The sequence below is a fragment of the Actinomadura oligospora ATCC 43269 genome, assembly GCF_000518265.1.
Classification (GTDB): domain Bacteria; phylum Actinomycetota; class Actinomycetes; order Streptosporangiales; family Streptosporangiaceae; genus Spirillospora; species Spirillospora oligospora.
On record NZ_KI912411.1, the window covers coordinates 508,812 to 525,152 of the forward strand.

General features: G+C 74.8%; 15 protein-coding genes. 5 read left to right on the top strand and 10 right to left on the bottom strand.

Annotated elements, in window-relative coordinates; translation table 11 throughout:
* Positions 1-86: 86 nt before the first annotated feature.
* The gene (locus P696_RS0139260; protein WP_157430204.1) at positions 87-509 is read left to right on the top strand and encodes a hypothetical protein; all 423 of its coding nucleotides are present in this window, start codon (positions 87-89) and stop codon (positions 507-509) included.
* 4 nt (positions 510-513) lie between these two features.
* Here the strand turns inward: P696_RS0139260 and P696_RS0139265 are convergent, their stop codons facing one another.
* The 5 genes from P696_RS0139265 to P696_RS0139285 all read right to left on the bottom strand — a co-directional run bounded on the left by P696_RS0139265 (position 514) and on the right by P696_RS0139285 (position 6,806).
* Positions 514-2,970, bottom strand: a complete 2,457-nt coding sequence (locus P696_RS0139265) for an ABC transporter permease (RefSeq protein ID WP_026416608.1) — start codon at positions 2,968-2,970, stop codon at positions 514-516.
* The gene (locus tag P696_RS0139270) at positions 2,964-3,698 is read right to left on the bottom strand and encodes an ABC transporter ATP-binding protein (protein ID WP_026416609.1); all 735 of its coding nucleotides are present in this window, start codon (positions 3,696-3,698) and stop codon (positions 2,964-2,966) included. Before P696_RS0139270 ends, P696_RS0139265 begins: the two co-directional genes overlap by 7 nt.
* A gap of 141 nt (positions 3,699-3,839) precedes the next feature.
* Complete coding sequence (locus P696_RS0139275) at positions 3,840-4,487, bottom strand: class I SAM-dependent methyltransferase (RefSeq protein WP_026416610.1); 648 nt, start codon at positions 4,485-4,487, stop codon at positions 3,840-3,842.
* A 132-nt stretch (positions 4,488-4,619) separates the two neighbouring features.
* A complete protein-coding gene (selD, locus tag P696_RS51160; protein ID WP_034489120.1) occupies positions 4,620-5,678 on the bottom strand; it encodes a selenide, water dikinase SelD in 1,059 nt (352 codons plus the stop codon).
* A gap of 135 nt (positions 5,679-5,813) precedes the next feature.
* Positions 5,814-6,806, bottom strand: a complete 993-nt coding sequence (locus P696_RS0139285) for an aldo/keto reductase (protein ID WP_026416611.1) — start codon at positions 6,804-6,806, stop codon at positions 5,814-5,816.
* 119 nt (positions 6,807-6,925) lie between these two features.
* Between P696_RS0139285 and P696_RS0139290 the strand changes: the two genes are divergently transcribed.
* Complete coding sequence (locus P696_RS0139290) at positions 6,926-7,558, top strand: TetR/AcrR family transcriptional regulator (RefSeq protein ID WP_084338891.1); 633 nt, start codon at positions 6,926-6,928, stop codon at positions 7,556-7,558.
* Between the two features lie 55 nt (positions 7,559-7,613).
* Here the strand turns inward: P696_RS0139290 and sigJ are convergent, their stop codons facing one another.
* Positions 7,614-8,564 carry an RNA polymerase sigma factor SigJ gene (gene sigJ, locus P696_RS0139295; RefSeq protein ID WP_026416613.1) on the bottom strand — a complete coding sequence of 317 codons (951 nt, stop codon included), beginning with the start codon at positions 8,562-8,564 and terminating at the stop codon, positions 7,614-7,616.
* A gap of 157 nt (positions 8,565-8,721) precedes the next feature.
* On the opposite strand from sigJ, the gene P696_RS0139300 reads away from it, so the two are divergent.
* A complete protein-coding gene (locus P696_RS0139300) occupies positions 8,722-9,252 on the top strand; it encodes a YceI family protein (RefSeq protein WP_026416614.1) in 531 nt (176 codons plus the stop codon).
* Positions 9,253-9,304: 52 nt separating this feature from the next.
* Here P696_RS0139300 and P696_RS53445 read toward each other — a convergent pair whose 3' ends face one another.
* On the bottom strand, positions 9,305-9,886 hold the full coding sequence (locus P696_RS53445) for a DUF5666 domain-containing protein (RefSeq protein ID WP_051468857.1): 582 nt from the start codon (positions 9,884-9,886) through the stop codon (positions 9,305-9,307).
* 133 nt (positions 9,887-10,019) lie between these two features.
* On the opposite strand from P696_RS53445, the gene P696_RS0139310 reads away from it, so the two are divergent.
* Positions 10,020-10,376 carry an avidin-fold protein gene (locus P696_RS0139310; protein ID WP_211245975.1) on the top strand — a complete coding sequence of 119 codons (357 nt, stop codon included), beginning with the start codon at positions 10,020-10,022 and terminating at the stop codon, positions 10,374-10,376.
* Between the two features lie 90 nt (positions 10,377-10,466).
* On the opposite strand, the gene P696_RS0139315 is transcribed toward P696_RS0139310, so the two are convergent.
* On the bottom strand, positions 10,467-10,922 hold the full coding sequence (locus tag P696_RS0139315) for a MarR family winged helix-turn-helix transcriptional regulator (protein ID WP_026416616.1): 456 nt from the start codon (positions 10,920-10,922) through the stop codon (positions 10,467-10,469).
* A gap of 63 nt (positions 10,923-10,985) precedes the next feature.
* On the opposite strand from P696_RS0139315, the gene P696_RS51170 reads away from it, so the two are divergent.
* Positions 10,986-12,149, top strand: coding sequence for an FAD-dependent monooxygenase (locus P696_RS51170; protein WP_034489123.1), 1,164 nt, complete (start codon positions 10,986-10,988; stop codon positions 12,147-12,149).
* 4 nt (positions 12,150-12,153) lie between these two features.
* Here P696_RS51170 and P696_RS51175 read toward each other — a convergent pair whose 3' ends face one another.
* Positions 12,154-13,191: a lactonase family protein gene (locus tag P696_RS51175; RefSeq protein ID WP_051468859.1), complete on the bottom strand. Its 1,038-nt coding sequence runs from the start codon at positions 13,189-13,191 to the stop codon at positions 12,154-12,156.
* Positions 13,188-16,334 carry an ATP-binding protein gene (locus P696_RS51180; protein WP_051468960.1) on the bottom strand — a complete coding sequence of 1,049 codons (3,147 nt, stop codon included), beginning with the start codon at positions 16,332-16,334 and terminating at the stop codon, positions 13,188-13,190. The genes P696_RS51175 and P696_RS51180 overlap by 4 nt, the downstream gene beginning before the upstream one ends.
* Between the last annotated feature and the right edge of the window lie 7 nt (positions 16,335-16,341).

Below are 16,341 nucleotides of genomic sequence, written 5' to 3' on the forward strand. Positions count from 1 at the left end.
CGGAAACAGGAGCTACCGACAGCCGCGTCGCGCACCCCGATGCTGGAAGCACAAGCTGCTGAAGGCGAGGTTCGGGGATGTCGGTCATGGAGTTGGAATCCACGCGGTCAACGCGGTCAACGGCGGACGGGCTCGACGCGCTCGGCTCCGACCGGTGCCGGGTGCGCCTGGCCCGGGGGACGCGGGGCCGCGCCGCGCTGGAGGTCTACGTCCACGGAGGCCTGTACGACGTGACCGTGGCGGACGGGTTCGCCCCGTCGCTGCTGCGCGGCGCGGTGCGGGGACGGGGGTGGGCGGTCGCGTGGGGCCAGCTCCCACCGGGCGGCGCGCCGGTGCGGGTGACGTTCACCGGCCGCCGCGTGGACCTGCCCGCGGACGTCCGGGTGTTCGGGGACCGGTTCTGGGTCGCCGTGGCGGACGTCCGGGCGCGGTCGGTGGTCGTCTCGGCGGCGTCCGAGCGGGTGACCTCGCGGCTGCGGACCGTCCGCCGGAGGTCACCGCGCCCGTGAAGGCTCAGTCGCGCAACCCGGCCCCGGTGACGCGGGAGCGCGACGGCCCGATGACCGGCACGAGCGTGGCCAGCAGCGCGATGAGCGCGCAGACTCCCGTGGCGGCGGCGAGCGGCTGCCAGGGCACGACGAGTGAGGCCGCGCCGGTCACGCGCCTCAGCGCCACCCACGTTCCGGCGAGGCTGACCGCCGAGACCGCCAGGGCCGACACCACGCCCACGCACACCACCACAACGGCCTCACCGGCCGCCACCAGCGCCACCTGGAGCGGCGTCGCGCCGGACAGCCGCAGGACGGCCTGGTCACGCGACCGGTCGGCCGCCGCCATGGCCAGGGTGTTCGCCACCGCGATCCCGCAGTAGGCGAGGGCGATGCCCAGCGTCACCAGGATGCCGAGCCTGCTGCTCCGGCCCTTGCCGGACGTCCCGTCGTCGGCTGCCCACGCGGGGACGGTCTCGACGCCGAGCCCTCGAGTCACGGCGCGAAGCTCGCGGGCCACCGCGGAGCGATCCGCGTCCGACTGGACGATCACGTCGACGCGTCCGATCGGGGACGGGCCGCCGTGCGCGGACGTCAGGTAGGTCGTCCCGTCGTCCAGCCCGCTCTTCAGGGCCGCCGCCACGCGCACGGACGTCCGCGTGCCGTCGGCGAGCCACAGGTCCACCCGGTCGCCGGGCCTCCGACCCCATTCCCTGTCCACGACCAGCGCGTCGTCGCCGAGGTTCGTGATCGTGCCGCTGCTCACCTCCAGCCGTTCGGTCCTGCCGAGATCGCCCGCCCGGACGACCTGCGCGTCGAACCGCCGGAGCCCTCCGCCGTCGCCGATCGCGTACACCGGCGTCCGCCCGATGGGCACCGCCTCGACTCCCGGGACGGAACGCACCCGGTTCAGCACCGCGTCACTGACCCCGCCGCCTCCGCTGGGCCTGACGACGAGGTCCGCGCGGACGTGCTGCCGGGCCTCGGCGGCCTTGGTCGCGTCCACCGAGGAGCCCGTGCCGAGCAGGGCACCGGAGAGCCCGACCGTGATCAGGACGGGCGCGGCGACCGACGCCGTCCGGCGGGCCGATGCGAGGGTGTTCTCCCGCACCAGCAGCCCGGTGGCGCCGGCGGATCGGGTCAGGGGCCAGGTGAGCAGCCGTGTCAGCCGGGGCACGACGACGGGCGCGAGCAGCGCCGCGCCGATGATCAACAGCATGATCGCCGGGGTGTGGCCCTTCCGGTTGGCGGCCGAGGCCGGGTCGTTCACGGCGGTCGTGGCCATGGTCGCGACGCCGGAGCCCAACGCGGCCAGCCCGAGCAGCCACCGGGCGGGCGTCATCGCGCGTCCCTCGACGCTCGCTTCCCGCAACGCCTCCGCCGGACGTATCCGTCCCGCCCGCCGCGAGGCCGCCGTCACGCCGAGCAGCGACACCGTGAGGCCGGTCAGGAACGCGATCACGAGCGGCCAGGCCGTCACCGGGACGTCGAACCACGACGGCGCGAGCCCGCACCGCACGAGCCAGCGCCCGAGGAGCCGCGCGGCCACCGGCGCCAGGGCGCAGCCCGCTGCCGAGGCGAGCAGGCCGACGAGCAGCGACTCCGCCGTCAGCAGCCGCCGGACCTGCCGCGGTGTCGCCCCGATGACCCGGAGCAGCGCCAGCTCGCGCCGCCTCCGCGTCACGGCCAGCGCGAACGTGGACGCGACGACGAACACCGCGACGAACCCGGCGATGCCCGCGGCGATGCCGAGCAGCACGTCGGTGTCGTTCAGCGCGCGGCGCTCGCGGTCCGGGTCGGGGTCGGCGTCGTGCCGGGACGCGCCGGTGAGCACCTCGGCGGACGTCGCGGCGGCGCGCCGCGCGGCGTCCGCCGGACCCGTGACCGCCAGGCCGTCCACGCGTGGGGACAGCCTCGCCGCCTCGCGGTCGGCGAAGAACACCGCGTGCTCGAACCCGACCGGCGCCGTGACCCCGGAGACCGTGTACGTCCGGACGGCGGAGCCGGTCATGACGCCGACGCGATCGCCTGGCCGCGCGCCCTCACCGGCGAGCACGATCTCTCCGGACGTGCGCGGACCGGTCCCCGCCACGAGCCGGTACCCGCCGAACCGCGCCACGGACCAGGGGTGCCCGACGCTGGTCGGCCCGTCGCCGACCACGTGCGCGGGGAAGACGCGGTCCTGGACGACCGGAACGGCCGCGCTCACTCTCGCCACGAGTTCAGGGGGCAGCCCCTTCGATGCCTCAAGCGTCTGGTGCTGCGTCCTGCCCTCCGCCGTCACGGTCAACGTCCGGACGGGCCGGACGACCGCGTCGGCCTCCGCGAACCGCTGCGGCCTGGGCCGCTGCGCCGGGTCGAGCGTCGCGGCGAGCGCCAGGCCCACGGCGGCGGTCATCGCCACGCCCAGGGCGAGCGCGACGAACGTCCCGGCCAGGGAGAGGCGGCGCGTCCGCAGCGTGGACAGGGCGATGCTCAGCATGCGCGCGCCTCCAGCCGGGTGACGTGCGCGGCCACCCGCTCGGGCTCGGCGCCGACGAGTTCTCCGGCGAGCCGTCCGTCGGCGAGGAACACCACGCGGTCGGCCCGGGACGCGGCGACCGGGTCGTGCGTGACCATGATGATCGTCTGCCGCCGCTCGTCGGCCAGGCCGCGCAGAAGGTCCAGGACGGTGTGGGACGTGGCGGTGTCGAGCGCCCCGGTCGGCTCGTCGGCGAACAGCACGGCGGGGCGGGTGACCAGCGCGCGGGCGATCGCCACGCGCTGCTGCTGGCCGCCGGACAGCTCGCCCGGCCGGTGCCCGGCCCGGCCTGCCAGCCCCACGTCCGCCAGCACGGCCCGGACCTCCGCCGCCTTCGGCCGCCGTCCCGCCAGCCGCAGCGGCAGGCCGACGTTCTGCTCGGCGGTGAGCGACGGGACCAGGTTGAACGCCTGGAACACGAAGCCGATCCGGTCGCGGCGCAGCCGGGTCAGCGCGGTCTCGCCCAGCCGGTCCAGTTCCGCGCCCGCGACGACGACGGTGCCGGAGGTCGGCCGGTCCAGGCCCGCCGCGCACTGCAGCAGGGTCGACTTGCCCGAGCCGGACGGTCCCATGACCGCGGTGAACGAGCCCGCCGCGAAGGCCGCCGTCACGCCGTCGAGGGCCGTGACCGCTCCAGGGCCGGACCCGAACACCCGGCGCACCGAACGAAGTTGAACCACGTCATCCATGCCCGGAAGTCAACCGGCGGCCCGGGGGCCGCACAGCGCCACCAGTGCCACTCTTCGCGGTGGCACAGGCACCACCTTCGTCCACCCGCCCGGCGTCGTCCGAGGCCCCCGGGACGGGCTGTCCTAAGGCCGGCCTTCGGCTCAGGGCCGGGACGGGCGGCGCGCGATGCCGAGGACCTGCGGGGACGCCGGGAACGGCATGCCGGTGTCGGCGCGTCCCAGCCGGTCGAGGCGTTCGAGGTCGAAGCCCGCCCTCCGGACGGCGGCGACGGTGTCGCGGCCCGTCCGGCAGCCGCCGACCATCCGGGGCCACAGGGTGGCGTCGAGGACGTCCTGCACGCGTTGCCGTCCCGGGGTCCCGGCGCGGACGTGCTCGAAGAACCTCAGCTCACCGCCCGGACGCAGGACGCGGGCCAGTTCGGCCAGCGCCGCGGCCTGGTCGGGGACGCTGCACAGCACCAGCGACGTCACCGCCACGTCGAACGACGCGTCCACGGCGGGGAGCCGCGCGGCGGTGCCCGGCACGACCTCGATCGGGATCGGGGAACGTCCGGCGGCGTCCTCGGCGACCTCCCGAAGGCGGCCCTCCGGCTCCACCGCCAGGATCCGGCCGACCTCGGGCGGATAGTGCGGGAAGGTGGACCCGGTTCCCGCGCCGACCTCGATGACGTCGCCGCGGACGCCCCTGAGCAGTTCGGCCCGGGTCGGGGCGAGGTCCCGGTCCAGCATCGGGATCATCCGCGCGTAGTACCGGGCGAACAGCGGATGGCCCCGCTCCCCCTGCGACATCGTCTCTCCTCTCGGCGCTCCCCCGCCGACCATCCCGCTCCGCCCCGCGCGGGCGCAAGTCGACTCGCGAGCGCCCAGGGCGTGTCTCAAAGCCACCTGCCCAACTGCGCGCGCCGACTTTGAGACGAGCGCCTAGCGGACGGTGACGTGACCCGGTTCGCCTTCGGTGGTGCGTCCGACGAGCGCGGCGGGCAGGCCGCGTCCGCGCAGGTCGGCGATGAGGGCGTCGGGGTCGTCCGGGACGACGAGGAGGAGCCCGCCGGAGGTCTGCGCGTCGTGCAGCAGGACGGCGAGCTCCGGCGGGAGCCCGTCGGCGATGGCGACGAAGCCGGACAGATACGTCGTGTTGGCCTTCGTCCCGCCCGGGACGAACCCGGCGGCGGCCAGATCCAAGGCGCCCGGCAGCAGCGGGACGCTCTCGGCGCGGATCTCGGCGGCGATTCCGGCGGCGCGCGTCATCCGGTGCAGGTGGCCGAGCAACCCGAACCCGGTGACGTCGGTGGCGGCGCGCACCCCGGCGGCGAGCGCCGCCTCGGACGCCCCGGCGTTGAGCGTGGTCATGGACGCGACCGCGGCGGCGACCGTCTCCGGATCGGCCGCGCCGCGCTTCACCGCGGTCGACACGACGCCCGTCCCGATCGCCTTCGTCAGGACGAGATGACACCCCGCCGCCGCCCTGTCGATCGCGAACAGCCTGTCGGGACGCGCCATGCCGACGACCGCCATGCCGTACTTGGGCACCGGATCGCTGATGGTGTGGCCCCCGACGACGAGGCAGCCACCCGCCGACGCCGCGTCCGCGCCGCCGCGCATCACCTCGCCGAGCGTCTCGACGGGCAGGTCGTCCCCGGGCCACGCGGCGAGGTTCACCGCCATCAGCGGACGGCCGCCCATCGCGTACACGTCGGACAGCGCGTTGGTGGCGGCGATCCGCCCCCAGTCGTACGGGTCGTCCACGATCGGTGTGAAGAAGTCCGTGGTGAGGATGAGCGCGCGCTCGTCGTCCAGCCGCAGGACGGCCGCGTCGTCCCCCTCCGCCGCGCCGACCAGCAGGTCGCCGGACGCGGGTTCCAGCCCCGGCCCGAGCGCGGCGAACAGCCCCTCCAGCTTGGCGAGGGGGAGCTTGCAGGCGCATCCCGCGCCCGGCGACAGCGACGTGAGCCTGACTTCCTGCTCGGCGGGTGCGGTCATGCGACGTCCTCCACCAGTCTCGGGAGTCCCGTTCCCGGACGCTACCAACCGGGCGTCCGCCCCGGAAGGCCGGACGCTGGACGTCACCGCGGGGGCCGCGAGCGCCGCGGGCCCACCGGCAGTGTCGTGCGCGGCCTACCAGGCGTAGGCCTCGGGGGCGGGCTTGGGGCCGTTCAGGCCGGGCGGCGGGAAGAGCTCGTCGAGCTTCGCCAGGGTGCCGTCGTCGAGCGTGATCTCAAGGGCGCGCAGCGAGCCCTCCAGCTGCTCGAGCGTCCGGGGGCCGATGATCGGGCCGGTCACGCCGTCCTGCGCGAGCAGCCAGGCCAGGCCGACGTGCGCCGGGTCCTCACCGAGGTCGGCGGCCAGCTTCTCGTACTCCTCCAGGGCGGCCCGGTGCTGCTCGAACGTCTCGGCCCACTGGCCCGTGCCGCTGCGCTCGGCGACGCCCTCGCGGTTCTTGCGCACGACGCCGCTGAGCATCCCGCCGTGCAGCGGCGACCACGGGATCACGCCCACGCCGTAGTGCCTGGCCGCGGGCAGCACCTCCAGCTCCGCCCAGCGCGACATCAGGTTGTAGATCGACTGCTCGCTGACCAGGCCGAGGAAGTGCCGCGTCCGGGCGGCCTCCTGCGCCTGCGCGATGTTCCAGCCCGCGAAGTTGGACGACCCGAAGTACAGCACCTTCCCCTGCTGGCGCAGGACGCCGAACGCCTCCCAGATCTCCTCCCACGGGGTGCTCCGGTCGATGTGGTGCATCTGGTACAGGTCGATGTGGTCGGTCCCCAGCCGCTTCAGGGACTTCTCGACCTCCCGCCGGATGTGCAGGGCCGACAGCCCGCCGTCGTTCGGCCCGTCCCCCACCCGCATGTACACCTTCGTGGCGAGGACGGTGTCGTCACGCCGTCCGCCACCCTGGGCGAACCAGCGTCCGATGATCTCCTCGGTGACCCCGTCGCCGTGGACCCGGCCGTACACGTTCGCGGTGTCGAAGAAGTTGACGCCGTGCCCGCGGGCGGCGTCCATGATCTTGTGGCTGTCCTCCTCGGACGCCTTCATGCCGAAGTTCATGGTGCCGAGGACCAGCCGGGACACCGACAGGCCGCTGCGTCCGAGACGCGTGTACTCCATCTGACTCACCCTTCGAGATCAACCGTTAGTCGCATCAAGTGCGATGCACTGAACGTACAACTTGCAACATTGATGTTGCAAGTAGCCGATGAAGGGGGACTCGCCCGTATACTTTGGACATGGCAGCTCAGGGGCAGGCGGCCTCGGCGAACAGCGGACCGAAGGACGGGGTGTCCGCTCGGCGTCCGCTCCGCGCGGACGCCGAGCGGACGGTGAGGGCGATCCTCGAGGCGGCCGAGCGGACCCTGGCCCGCGACCCGGCGGCCACGATGGAGCAGATCGCCGAGGCCGCCGGGGTGGCCCGGACGACCGTGCACCGGCGCTTCGCCACCCGCGAGGCGCTCATCGAGGCCCTCGGGGTATGGGCCGTCCAGCGGCTGGCCGACGCGGTCGAGGCCGGGCGTCCCGACACCGCGCCGCCGCTGGTCGCGCTCTACCAGACGACCGCGAACGTCCTCGCGGTGAAGCTCGACTGGGCGTTCGCGACGAGCCAGGCGTCGTCGCCCGTCCCCGAGGTGGCGCGCATGAACGCCGAGATCGGCGAGACGTGCGAGCGGCTGCTGCGACGGGCGCGGGACGCGGGCGTCCTCCGTGAGGACGTCGACATCACGTGGGCGCGCCGCGCGTACTACGGCCTCATCCACCAGGCGACCCTGCACCGCACGGAGGACGACGACACCGGCACCCTGGCGACGCTGGTCGTCGACACCCTCCTGCGCGGCACCGGCACCGCGAACCCCGGCCGCCTCTGACCGTCCCCGCTCGCGCGGTCGCGGGGGCGAAAGCGCATGCGGGCGGGGCGGGCGGTCAGTCCGCCGTCCAGGGGCGAAGTTTCTCCGGGTTCCGGACGGCCCAGATGCGCGCGATGCGACCGTCCTCGAAGCCGAAGGTGAAGACCGCGACGATGGCTCCCTCACGCAGCGCCACCAGGCCGGGCAGGGCGTTGACCGTCTGCTCGCGCAGTTCCATGTCCGGCGCCATCGCGAGGACGTCGAGGAGGTAGCGGGCGATCGGCTCGGCTCCCTCGACCGGCTCCAGCAGGGCCGAGACGACTCCGCCGCCGTCGCCGACCGCGACCGCGTCGTCGGCGAGGACGGCGATGAGCGCGCCGATGTCCCCCGCCTCCCACGCCCGCCGGAGGTCCCGGACGATCGGGGCGCTGCGCGGCGGCGGGGTCGCGGGCGTCCGCTCCGCGTCCAGGCGGCGGCGGGCCGAGACCGCGAGCTGACGGCACGCCGCCGGGGTCCGGCCGACGACCTCGGCGACCTCCGCGAACGGGTACCGGAACACGTCGTGCAGGACGAACGCGACGCGCTCGGCGGGGGTCATCGCCTCCAGGACGACCAGGAACGCCATGGTGATCGACTCGTCCAGGGTGACGCGGTCGGCCGGGTCGGCGGCGCCGTCGCCGGGCCGCGCGTCGATCCGTCCCGGCACCGGCTCGGGGAGCCACGCGCCGACGTAGCTCTCGCGCCGGACGCGCGCGGAGCCGAGCACGTCCAGGCAGACGCGGCCCGCGACCTTGGTCAGCCAGGCCGCGGGGTTCTCGATCGCGTCCTGCCGCTCGCGCGGCATGGCGTACCAGCGCGTGTAGGTCTCCTGGACGACGTCCTCGGCGTCCGCCAGGGAGCCGAGCAGCCGGTACGCCAGGCTCACCAGGTGGCGGCGCTCGCTCATGACCGCGTTCAGGCCGTCGTCGCCGCCGTCGGCGCCCGGCCCCGGCTCTCGTCCGGCGTCCGGCCCGCTTCTGCCGTCCATGGTGTCGCCGTCCCCTTCGGTCGGTCTCGTCCGTCATCGGTACGACGAGACGGCCGTCCGGAATGTGAGGTCGGCCGTCCCGCCTCACATTCCGCGCCGCCACGTCGTCGTACCACCGAACGGCCACTTCACCCGAAAGACAGGGAAACACGACATCATGACCACTCTGAACAGGCTCAGCGAGCTCGCCGGCGACTACGTCCCGGACGCCGGGCGCTCGCGCCTCGGCTTCGTCGCCCGGCACACCGTCGGCGGCAGGGTGCGCGGGCGCTTCGGCGAGTTCGAGGGCAGCGCGCGCCTGACCCCGGGCGACCCGGCGGGCTCCCACGTCCGCCTCACGATCCGCTCCGGGAGCCTGGACACCGGGAACGGGCAGCGCGACGGCCAGGTGCGGCGGATGTTCCTCAAGGCCGACCGGCACCCGGACCTCACCTTCGCCTCCACGGAGGTGCGGATCCTGGACGACTCGGCCTTCCGGATCACCGGCGACCTGACCATCCGCGGCACGACCAGGCCGATCACCATGGACTTCCGGGTGACCGCCGCCGACGCCGAGGGCGCGGTGACCGCCGTCGGCCGGACCACGCTGGACGCCACCGACTGGGGCGTGAAGAACGCCATGACCAGGCCGTTCGTCAGCGCGAAGGTCGAACTGGACATCGAGATCACCGCGGTCCGGCGGCCCTGACCGGCCCGGAGGGCGGGGACGGGCGCGCCGCCCCCGCCGTCTCAGGCCGCGATCACTCGGACTGCCCGCCGTCCTGCCCGCCGTCCTCGCCGCCGCCCTGGCCGCCGCGGTCGCCGTGACCGTCGTGGTCGCCGCCCGGGTGGCGACCGGCGTGCCCGTGGTCGCCGTCCTCGCCGGACGGGGGCTCCACCACGAAGGCGGCCGTGCGGGTGTCGCCGCTGCGGGCGCCCTCCACGCGGACGGTGTCGCCGTTCCTGATCGAGTCGATCTTCTCCCCGTGGCCGACCCGGGTGCCGGAGTTCAGCGTCCACGTCCAGCCGGTGCCGTCGTCGCTCCGGACGGTCAGCGAGGTCGCGGACACGGCCGTCACCTTGCCGCTCTGCACGTCCCGCAGGACGTACGCGCCGTTCTCGTCCTTCACGGTGACCTCCCCGTGCAGCGCGGCGAAGTGTCCCCCTCCCGGGCCGTGCCCGGAACCGTGGTCGCGGCCGTCCGCCTGGTGCTGCCCGGACGTGCCGGACTTCCCGTCGTTCGCGGAGCCGTCGGCCAGCGCGGGGAGCCCTGCGGCCATCCCCGCGACGGCTCCGGCCGCGAGCGCTCCCGTGACGACGCCGATGGCGAGCCTCTTGCGCATGGTTGCCTCCTGATCGTGCGGTCGGTTTTCGGACCACAGGGAAGGAACCGCAGATGAGAGCCCGCTTCGTGGTTCATGAGAGGACGATGAACGAACGGCAAAGTCCGGCATTCGGCCCCTATAGGGTGCTGCCATGAGCAGCATGCCGTCGCTGGACGGACGCCGGTTCCGCGCCGTGGCCGACACGGTGGGCGGAGAGGTCGGGACGACGACCGAGTTCGCGTACCACGAGCGCGACGGCGAGATCTGGGCCGAGTACGCGGGCGGGACGATCCGCCGCGGCTTCCTGGTCGGCGTCCGGGACGGGGACAGGATCGAGTTCCGGTACGCGCAGCTCAACACGGCGGGCGAGACCTCCACGGGGCACTGCGTCTCGGCGCTGCTGGCGCTGCCGGACGGACGGCTCCGGCTCGAGGAGACCTGGGAGTGGGAGTCGCGCCCCGGATCGGGCACCAGCGCCGTCGAAGAGGTCGCCCTCCCCTCGGCGTAGCCCCCGGGTGACCGTCAGGTCGCCCTTTCCCGCACTGACCGTCGGGTCACCTTCCCCGCTGACCGTCAGGTCGCTTTTCCGCGCTGACCGTCAGGTCGGTTTCCCGCGGAGTTCCTGGGTCGCGTCGCGGTACGCGGCGGCGACGTGGGTGAACATCTCCAGCATGATCGCGGCCTGCTCCGGGCCGAAGTGCCCGGCGACCTTCCCCAGGTGGCGCTCCGAGGTGGCCGCGGCGGTGTGGTACGCCGCCATGCCCTCCTCGACCGGCTCGACGATCACGGCGCGCCGGTCGTGCGGGCTGCGCGTCCGGCGGACGTAGCCGCCGCGCTCCAGCCGGTCGACCAGGCGGGTAGCCGACGCCGACGGCAGGTCGAGCTCGGCGGAGATCGCCCCGACCGGGAGCGGGCCCCGCATCTCCATGAGGATCAGCGCGGCCACGTCCACCGTCTGCAGGCCGAGCCGGTCGGCGACCGACTGGTTGTGCAGCATGAACGCGATCACGAACTCTCGGTACAGGTCCGCCGGACCGCTCTGACCATGGGGCACTTTCCCAGTCTACTCCCATGCGATGTATCTTCGGATCGGAGATACATCGAAGGGGAGACAACCATGCACGTCATCGTGATCGGCGCCGGGGTCGGCGGACTGGCCGTGGCCCGGCGGCTCCTGGCGGACGGGCACACCGTGCGCGTGTTCGAGAAGGCCCCCGAACGCCGGACGGGCGGCGCGGCGCTCACCATCTTCGGCAACGGCGCGGCGGTGCTGTCCGACCTCGGCATCGACCTGGAGGGCGTCGGCGGGCGCATCGACCGGATCGACGCGCGGACCGCGTCCGGCAGGCTCCGCACCAGCATGGACCTCGCGCACACGGCGGAGACCTTCGGCTTCCCGACCCGTTCGATCTCCCGGCGGCGGATCGTCGACCTGCTCTCCGACGGCCTGCCGGACGACCTGATCCGCTACGGCACCGGTTGCGTCGGCGTGACGCACGACGCCGACTCGGCCACCGCGAGGTTCGACGACGGCACGACCGCCGTCGGCGACCTGGTCGTCGGCGCGGACGGCATCCACTCGGTCGTCCGGCGGCAGCTGTGGGGCGACGACACGGTCAGGCCCGCGTCGTTCGGCACCTGGCAGGGGCTCAGCCCGATCGACATCGACATCACCGACACGACGCTGCACTACATGATCACCGGGAAGGAGGGCGCGTGCGGGCTGATCCCGGCCGGTCCGGGGCTGCTCCAGTGGTGGTTCGACGTGCGCTGGAAGCCCACTGACCCGCGTCCGGACGCCCCGCTCGACATGCTGCGCCGCCGCTTCGGGCACTGGGCCTACCCCGTGCCCGAGGTGCTCGCCTCCGCGACCGAGGACGACCTGGACTTCTTCGGCCACCGCTGGAACAAGGTCCGGCGCGTCTGGGGCGAGGGCCGCGTCACGCTGCTCGGCGACTCCGCGCACACCATGCCGCCCACCCTCGGCCAGGGCGCCAACCAGACCTTCGAGGACGCCTGGGTGCTCGGGCGCGAGCTCGCCGACGAGAGCAGGAGCGTCCCGGACCGGCTGCGCGCGTACGAGCTGGCCCGCTACCCGAGGGTCAACCTGGTCTCCCAGATGGCCAAGCGCAACCCGGCGAACATCCGGATCCCGCCGATCCTCGGGAGGCGCGTCCCGGAGACGGCCCAGACCAAGCTGCTCGGCCGGTTCAGCAACCGGCTGAACGAGGGGCCGCTGCCGACCGGCGGGCGCGTCCCGTCGGACGCGGCGCGCGCCTGACCGTTCAGAAGGGCAGGACGGACGAGGGCGCGGGGACGGCGAGCGGCTCGGCGGCGGGCGTGAGGCGTCCGGTGTCCGGGTCGCGGCGGAAGACGGTCACGGTGCCGGAGCGCTGGTTGGCGCAGAAGAGCAGGCGGCCGTCCGGCGTGAGGGCGATGTCGCGGGGCCAGACGCCGCCGCAGGAGACGACCTCGACGGGTTCGAGCGCCGCGCCGCCCGCGACCGTGGCGTGGACGGCGATCGTGTCGTCGCCCCGGTCGGTGCTGTAGACGTGAGCGCCGTCCGGGGAGACGCGGACGGCGGCCGAGGAGTTGGCGGTGGGGTTCGCGGCGTCCCGGCGGGCCGGGAGTTCCGCGCCCGGTTCGAGGCGTCCGGACGCGGCGTCCCAGGCGCAGACGATGAGCGTGCAGGACAGCTCGTTGATGAGGTAGGCGTGCCGTCCGGACGGGTGGAAGACCAGGTGGCGCGGGCCCCGGCCGTCCGGGACGCGCGCCGTGCCGTGCGGGTCGAGGCGGCCCTCGACGGGGTCGAAGGCGTAGACGTGGACGCGGTCCGCGCCGAGGTCGGTGCAGAGGACGAACCGCCCGTCCGGGGAGATCGCGGCCATGTGCGCGTGCGATCCGGGCGGGTGGGCGATCGCCTGCGACGGCCCCGTGGCGGCGATCCGCCCGGACGGGCTCGTCGGGAAGACCGACAGGACGCCGTCGCCGTAGTTCGCGACGAACACGTACGGCGCGTCCGGGTGGACGGCGACGTGGCACGGCAGCGCTCCCCCGCTCGACGCCTCCGCGACCGGCTCGCCCAAGGCGAGGGCGTCGTCGAGCGGCACCGACGCGACGCGTCCGATGTCCTCCTCCAGGACGGTGTGCAGCATGCCGTGGCGCGCGTCGAGCGCGACGTAGGACGGCTCGACCAGCGGCAGCGACCGCTCGACGATCATCGCGCCGGACGGGTCGTACCGGGCACGGTGCAGGGCGACGCCGGGGACGGGTCCGGAGCTCCCGATGATCAGGCCGCCGGAGGTCTGCGGAGTGTGGTTCACGTGTCGTCCCCGCTCTGTGCGCGCGTGCCGCGGTCGGATGACCCGGTCAGACGATCAAGGTAGGCCCGGACGGGCCCGAAGGTCAGCATGCCGCTCGCGGCCCCGGCGAGTTCCCCTGCGGCGGGCTCGAGGTCGGCGCGCAGGCGGCGCATGGCGGCCCGGTCGTCCAGGCGGAGGGCGATCTCGGCGTGCAGGCAGGAGCGCGCCTCGAAGAGCAGGTCCCGGGGCGAGGGCGGGATGGCTCGGGCCGCTCGACGGGCCTCGTCGCGGCGTCCGCTCAGGAGGAGGAACAACGGCTTGGCCCAGGGTTCGTAAGGGCCCCAGTCCATGTCGGCGAGGTCGGCCAGCCCAGGCGCGTTCACGGTGAGGCGCAGGCCGAGGAGGGCGAGCGGCAGGAGGCCGTGCTCGACGCCGCGCATGCCGGTGCCGTGGAGGCGGACGGCGGCGCGCCGGTAGGCGTTCTCGGCGTCCGGCGACCCGGCTTCGGCCAGGCGAAGCGCCGCGTACCAGTCGATGAAGACGCCCGCGAGCGGGAGGTCGTAGCGCTCCGCGAGCGCGTTCACTGCGTCCGCGTGCCGGTCCGCCGCGTCGAAGTCGGCCAGTGCCGAACGCGACTGGACGAGGATGAGGTGTGCGAGGACCTCGTAGGGCACGAGGCCGTGTGCGCGCGCGAGGACGAGCAGTTCGTCGGCGATGTCCGCGCGGTCGGCGGCCAGGCCCGCACGGTGGAAGGTCTGCAGGTAGCGGGCGTTGAGCGCGAACGCCAGGAGCGGCGGGTCGTCGACGGAGCGGGCGAGGCGCTCGGCCTCGCGGGCGGCCGTGTCGCCGGGTCCGCCGGGGTCGGCGCGCAGTTCCATGCCGATGGTCGCGAGGAGGCGTGCGCGTTCGGCCGGATGCTCGTCCGGCGGGAGTGCCCCGAGCAGGCGCTCGGCGGTCGCGGCCGTCCGTTCGGCGAGTTCGGGGTCGTCGTTGGCCGTCCAGTTCGCGGGCAGGTCGAACGCGCCGAGCACGCGGGCCGCGAGCAGCGGGTCGGCGAGGTCCTCGGCGGCTTCGAGGGCGATCGCCCGCTGCCGCCGGGCCTCGGCGAGGTCGCCGGTGAGCGCCAGCGCGCGGCAGAGTCCCATGCGGATCTCCAGCCGTTCGCGGGGTTCCATGCCGTCCGCGTGGTCGAGGGCGGCGCGCCACCAGCGCAGCGCGCCGCGCGGTTCGACGCGTCGCTCGGCGCGTTCGGCGGCGGCACGGGCGCGACGCGCGGCGGACGGTCCGCCCGGGCCGCGCAGCAGGTGGTGCGCGATGGCCTCCACGTCGTCCGGACGGTCGCGCTCGATCAGCTCGGCGACGCGCGCGTGCCAGCGGACGCGCCGCGCGTCGGGCAGGCCGGAGGAGAGGGTCTCGCGGATGAGGGGGTGCGCGAACGCGAGGCGTCCGCGTCCCGGTTCGGCGAGGAAGCCCGCGCGCAGCCCCCGCTCGACCGCGTCCAGGACCTGCTCCTCGTCGCCGGCGAGCGCGATGAGGATGTCCAGGTCGATCGCGTCACCCAGGACGGACGCCCTGGCCAGGACGGCGCGCGTGCCCTCCGGCAGGCCGTCGAACCGGTGCCGCAGGACGTCGCGGACCCCGGCGGGCACCTCGTCCAGCGTCCCGTCCGCCTCCCACAGGCGGACCAGCTCGCGGACGAAGAACGGGTTCCCGCCGCTGCGCGTCCGTATCGAGGCGACCGCCTCGTCCGGGATCGGGCCGCGGGCGACGGCCCGGACGAGCCGGTCGGTGTCGGCGGCGCCGAGCCCGCCGAGGTAGATCCGGGCGGGTTCGGCGCGCGCGACCCGGGCCAGCGTCTCGGCCAGCGCGCCGGGGATCTCGCCCGCCCGGAACGTCCCGGCGACGAGGATCCGGGCGGGGCCGAAGTCGCTGGTCGCGAGGACGGTCAGCAGGGCGAGGGTCTCCTCGTCGGTCCAGTGGAGGTCGTCGAAGACCAGCAGCAGCGGACGCTCGGCCGCCAGCCGGGCGAGGTGGCCGGCGATCGCCCGGTGCCGCAGGAAGCGCGCCCTGAGCGGGTCGGCCTCCTCATCCTCGGGGACCTCCGGCGGGGGCTCGTGGCCCGCGGCGACCAGGTCCTGGACGATCTGCTGCCACGGCCACCCACCGGGAGCCCCCGGAACCTCGGGCGCCGCGCCGCGCGCGGTCGTCCAGCCGCGGGCCGCGAGCCGCTCGGCCAGGACGCGCGTCAGCGCGGTCTTGCCGGTGCCCGGACCGCCCGACACGAGCGCCAGGCGCGGACGCCCGGCCTCGGCCGTCTCCTCCAGCGCGGCCAGCTCGTCCGACCGGCCGACGAACGCCTCGGTCGGCATGTCGGCGGGAACCTCGGCCCGGGCGGTCTCCGGCGGGAGGAGGTTCGGGGACTGCGCGAGGATGTCGACTTCGAGTCGTCGCAGGTCATCGCCGGGGTCGAGGCCCAGTTCGTCCCGCAGGACGGCGCGGGCCCGCCGCAGCGCGGCGAGCGCGTGGCCCTGCCGTCCCGACCGGTACAGCGCGAGCGCCAGCAGCGCCCAGCCGTCCTCGCGCAGCGGATGCGCCTCGGTGTGGGCCTCCAGGTCCGGGACGGTCTCGGCGGCGCGTCCGAGGTCGAGGGCGGCGCGGGCGCGGCGTTCGACGGCCAGCAGCCGCAGCCCGGTCAGCTGCGCGATCTCGGCGCGGGCCCAGTCCTGGTCGGCGAACTCGGCGTAGGCCGGGCCGCGCCACCAGCCGAGCGCCTCGTCCAGGCGGGCGTGGGCCTCGGCGGCGGGGAGCCCCGCGGACGCGGCGACCGCCTCCCGGAACCGTCCGGCGTCCACGGCGCCGGGCGCGGCGCGCAGCGCGTACCCGGGCGGGACGGTCACCAGCAGCCGTGACGGCGTCCGGGGCGGACGGTCCGGTTCGAGCGCCCGGCGGAGCGTCCCGACGAAGGTCTGCACCGCGCCGAGCGCCTTGGCGGGAGGGTCGTCCCACAGGTCCCCGACCAGCCCGGACACGGACACCACCCGTCCGTGCGCGACCAGAAGCCGCGCCAGGACGGCCCGGGGCCGCGCGCCCCGGACCTCGACCGGCCGTCCGTGGGCGTCCGTGACCGCCAGCGGTCCGAGGACGCCGAACGTCACCTCCCCCACGTCCACC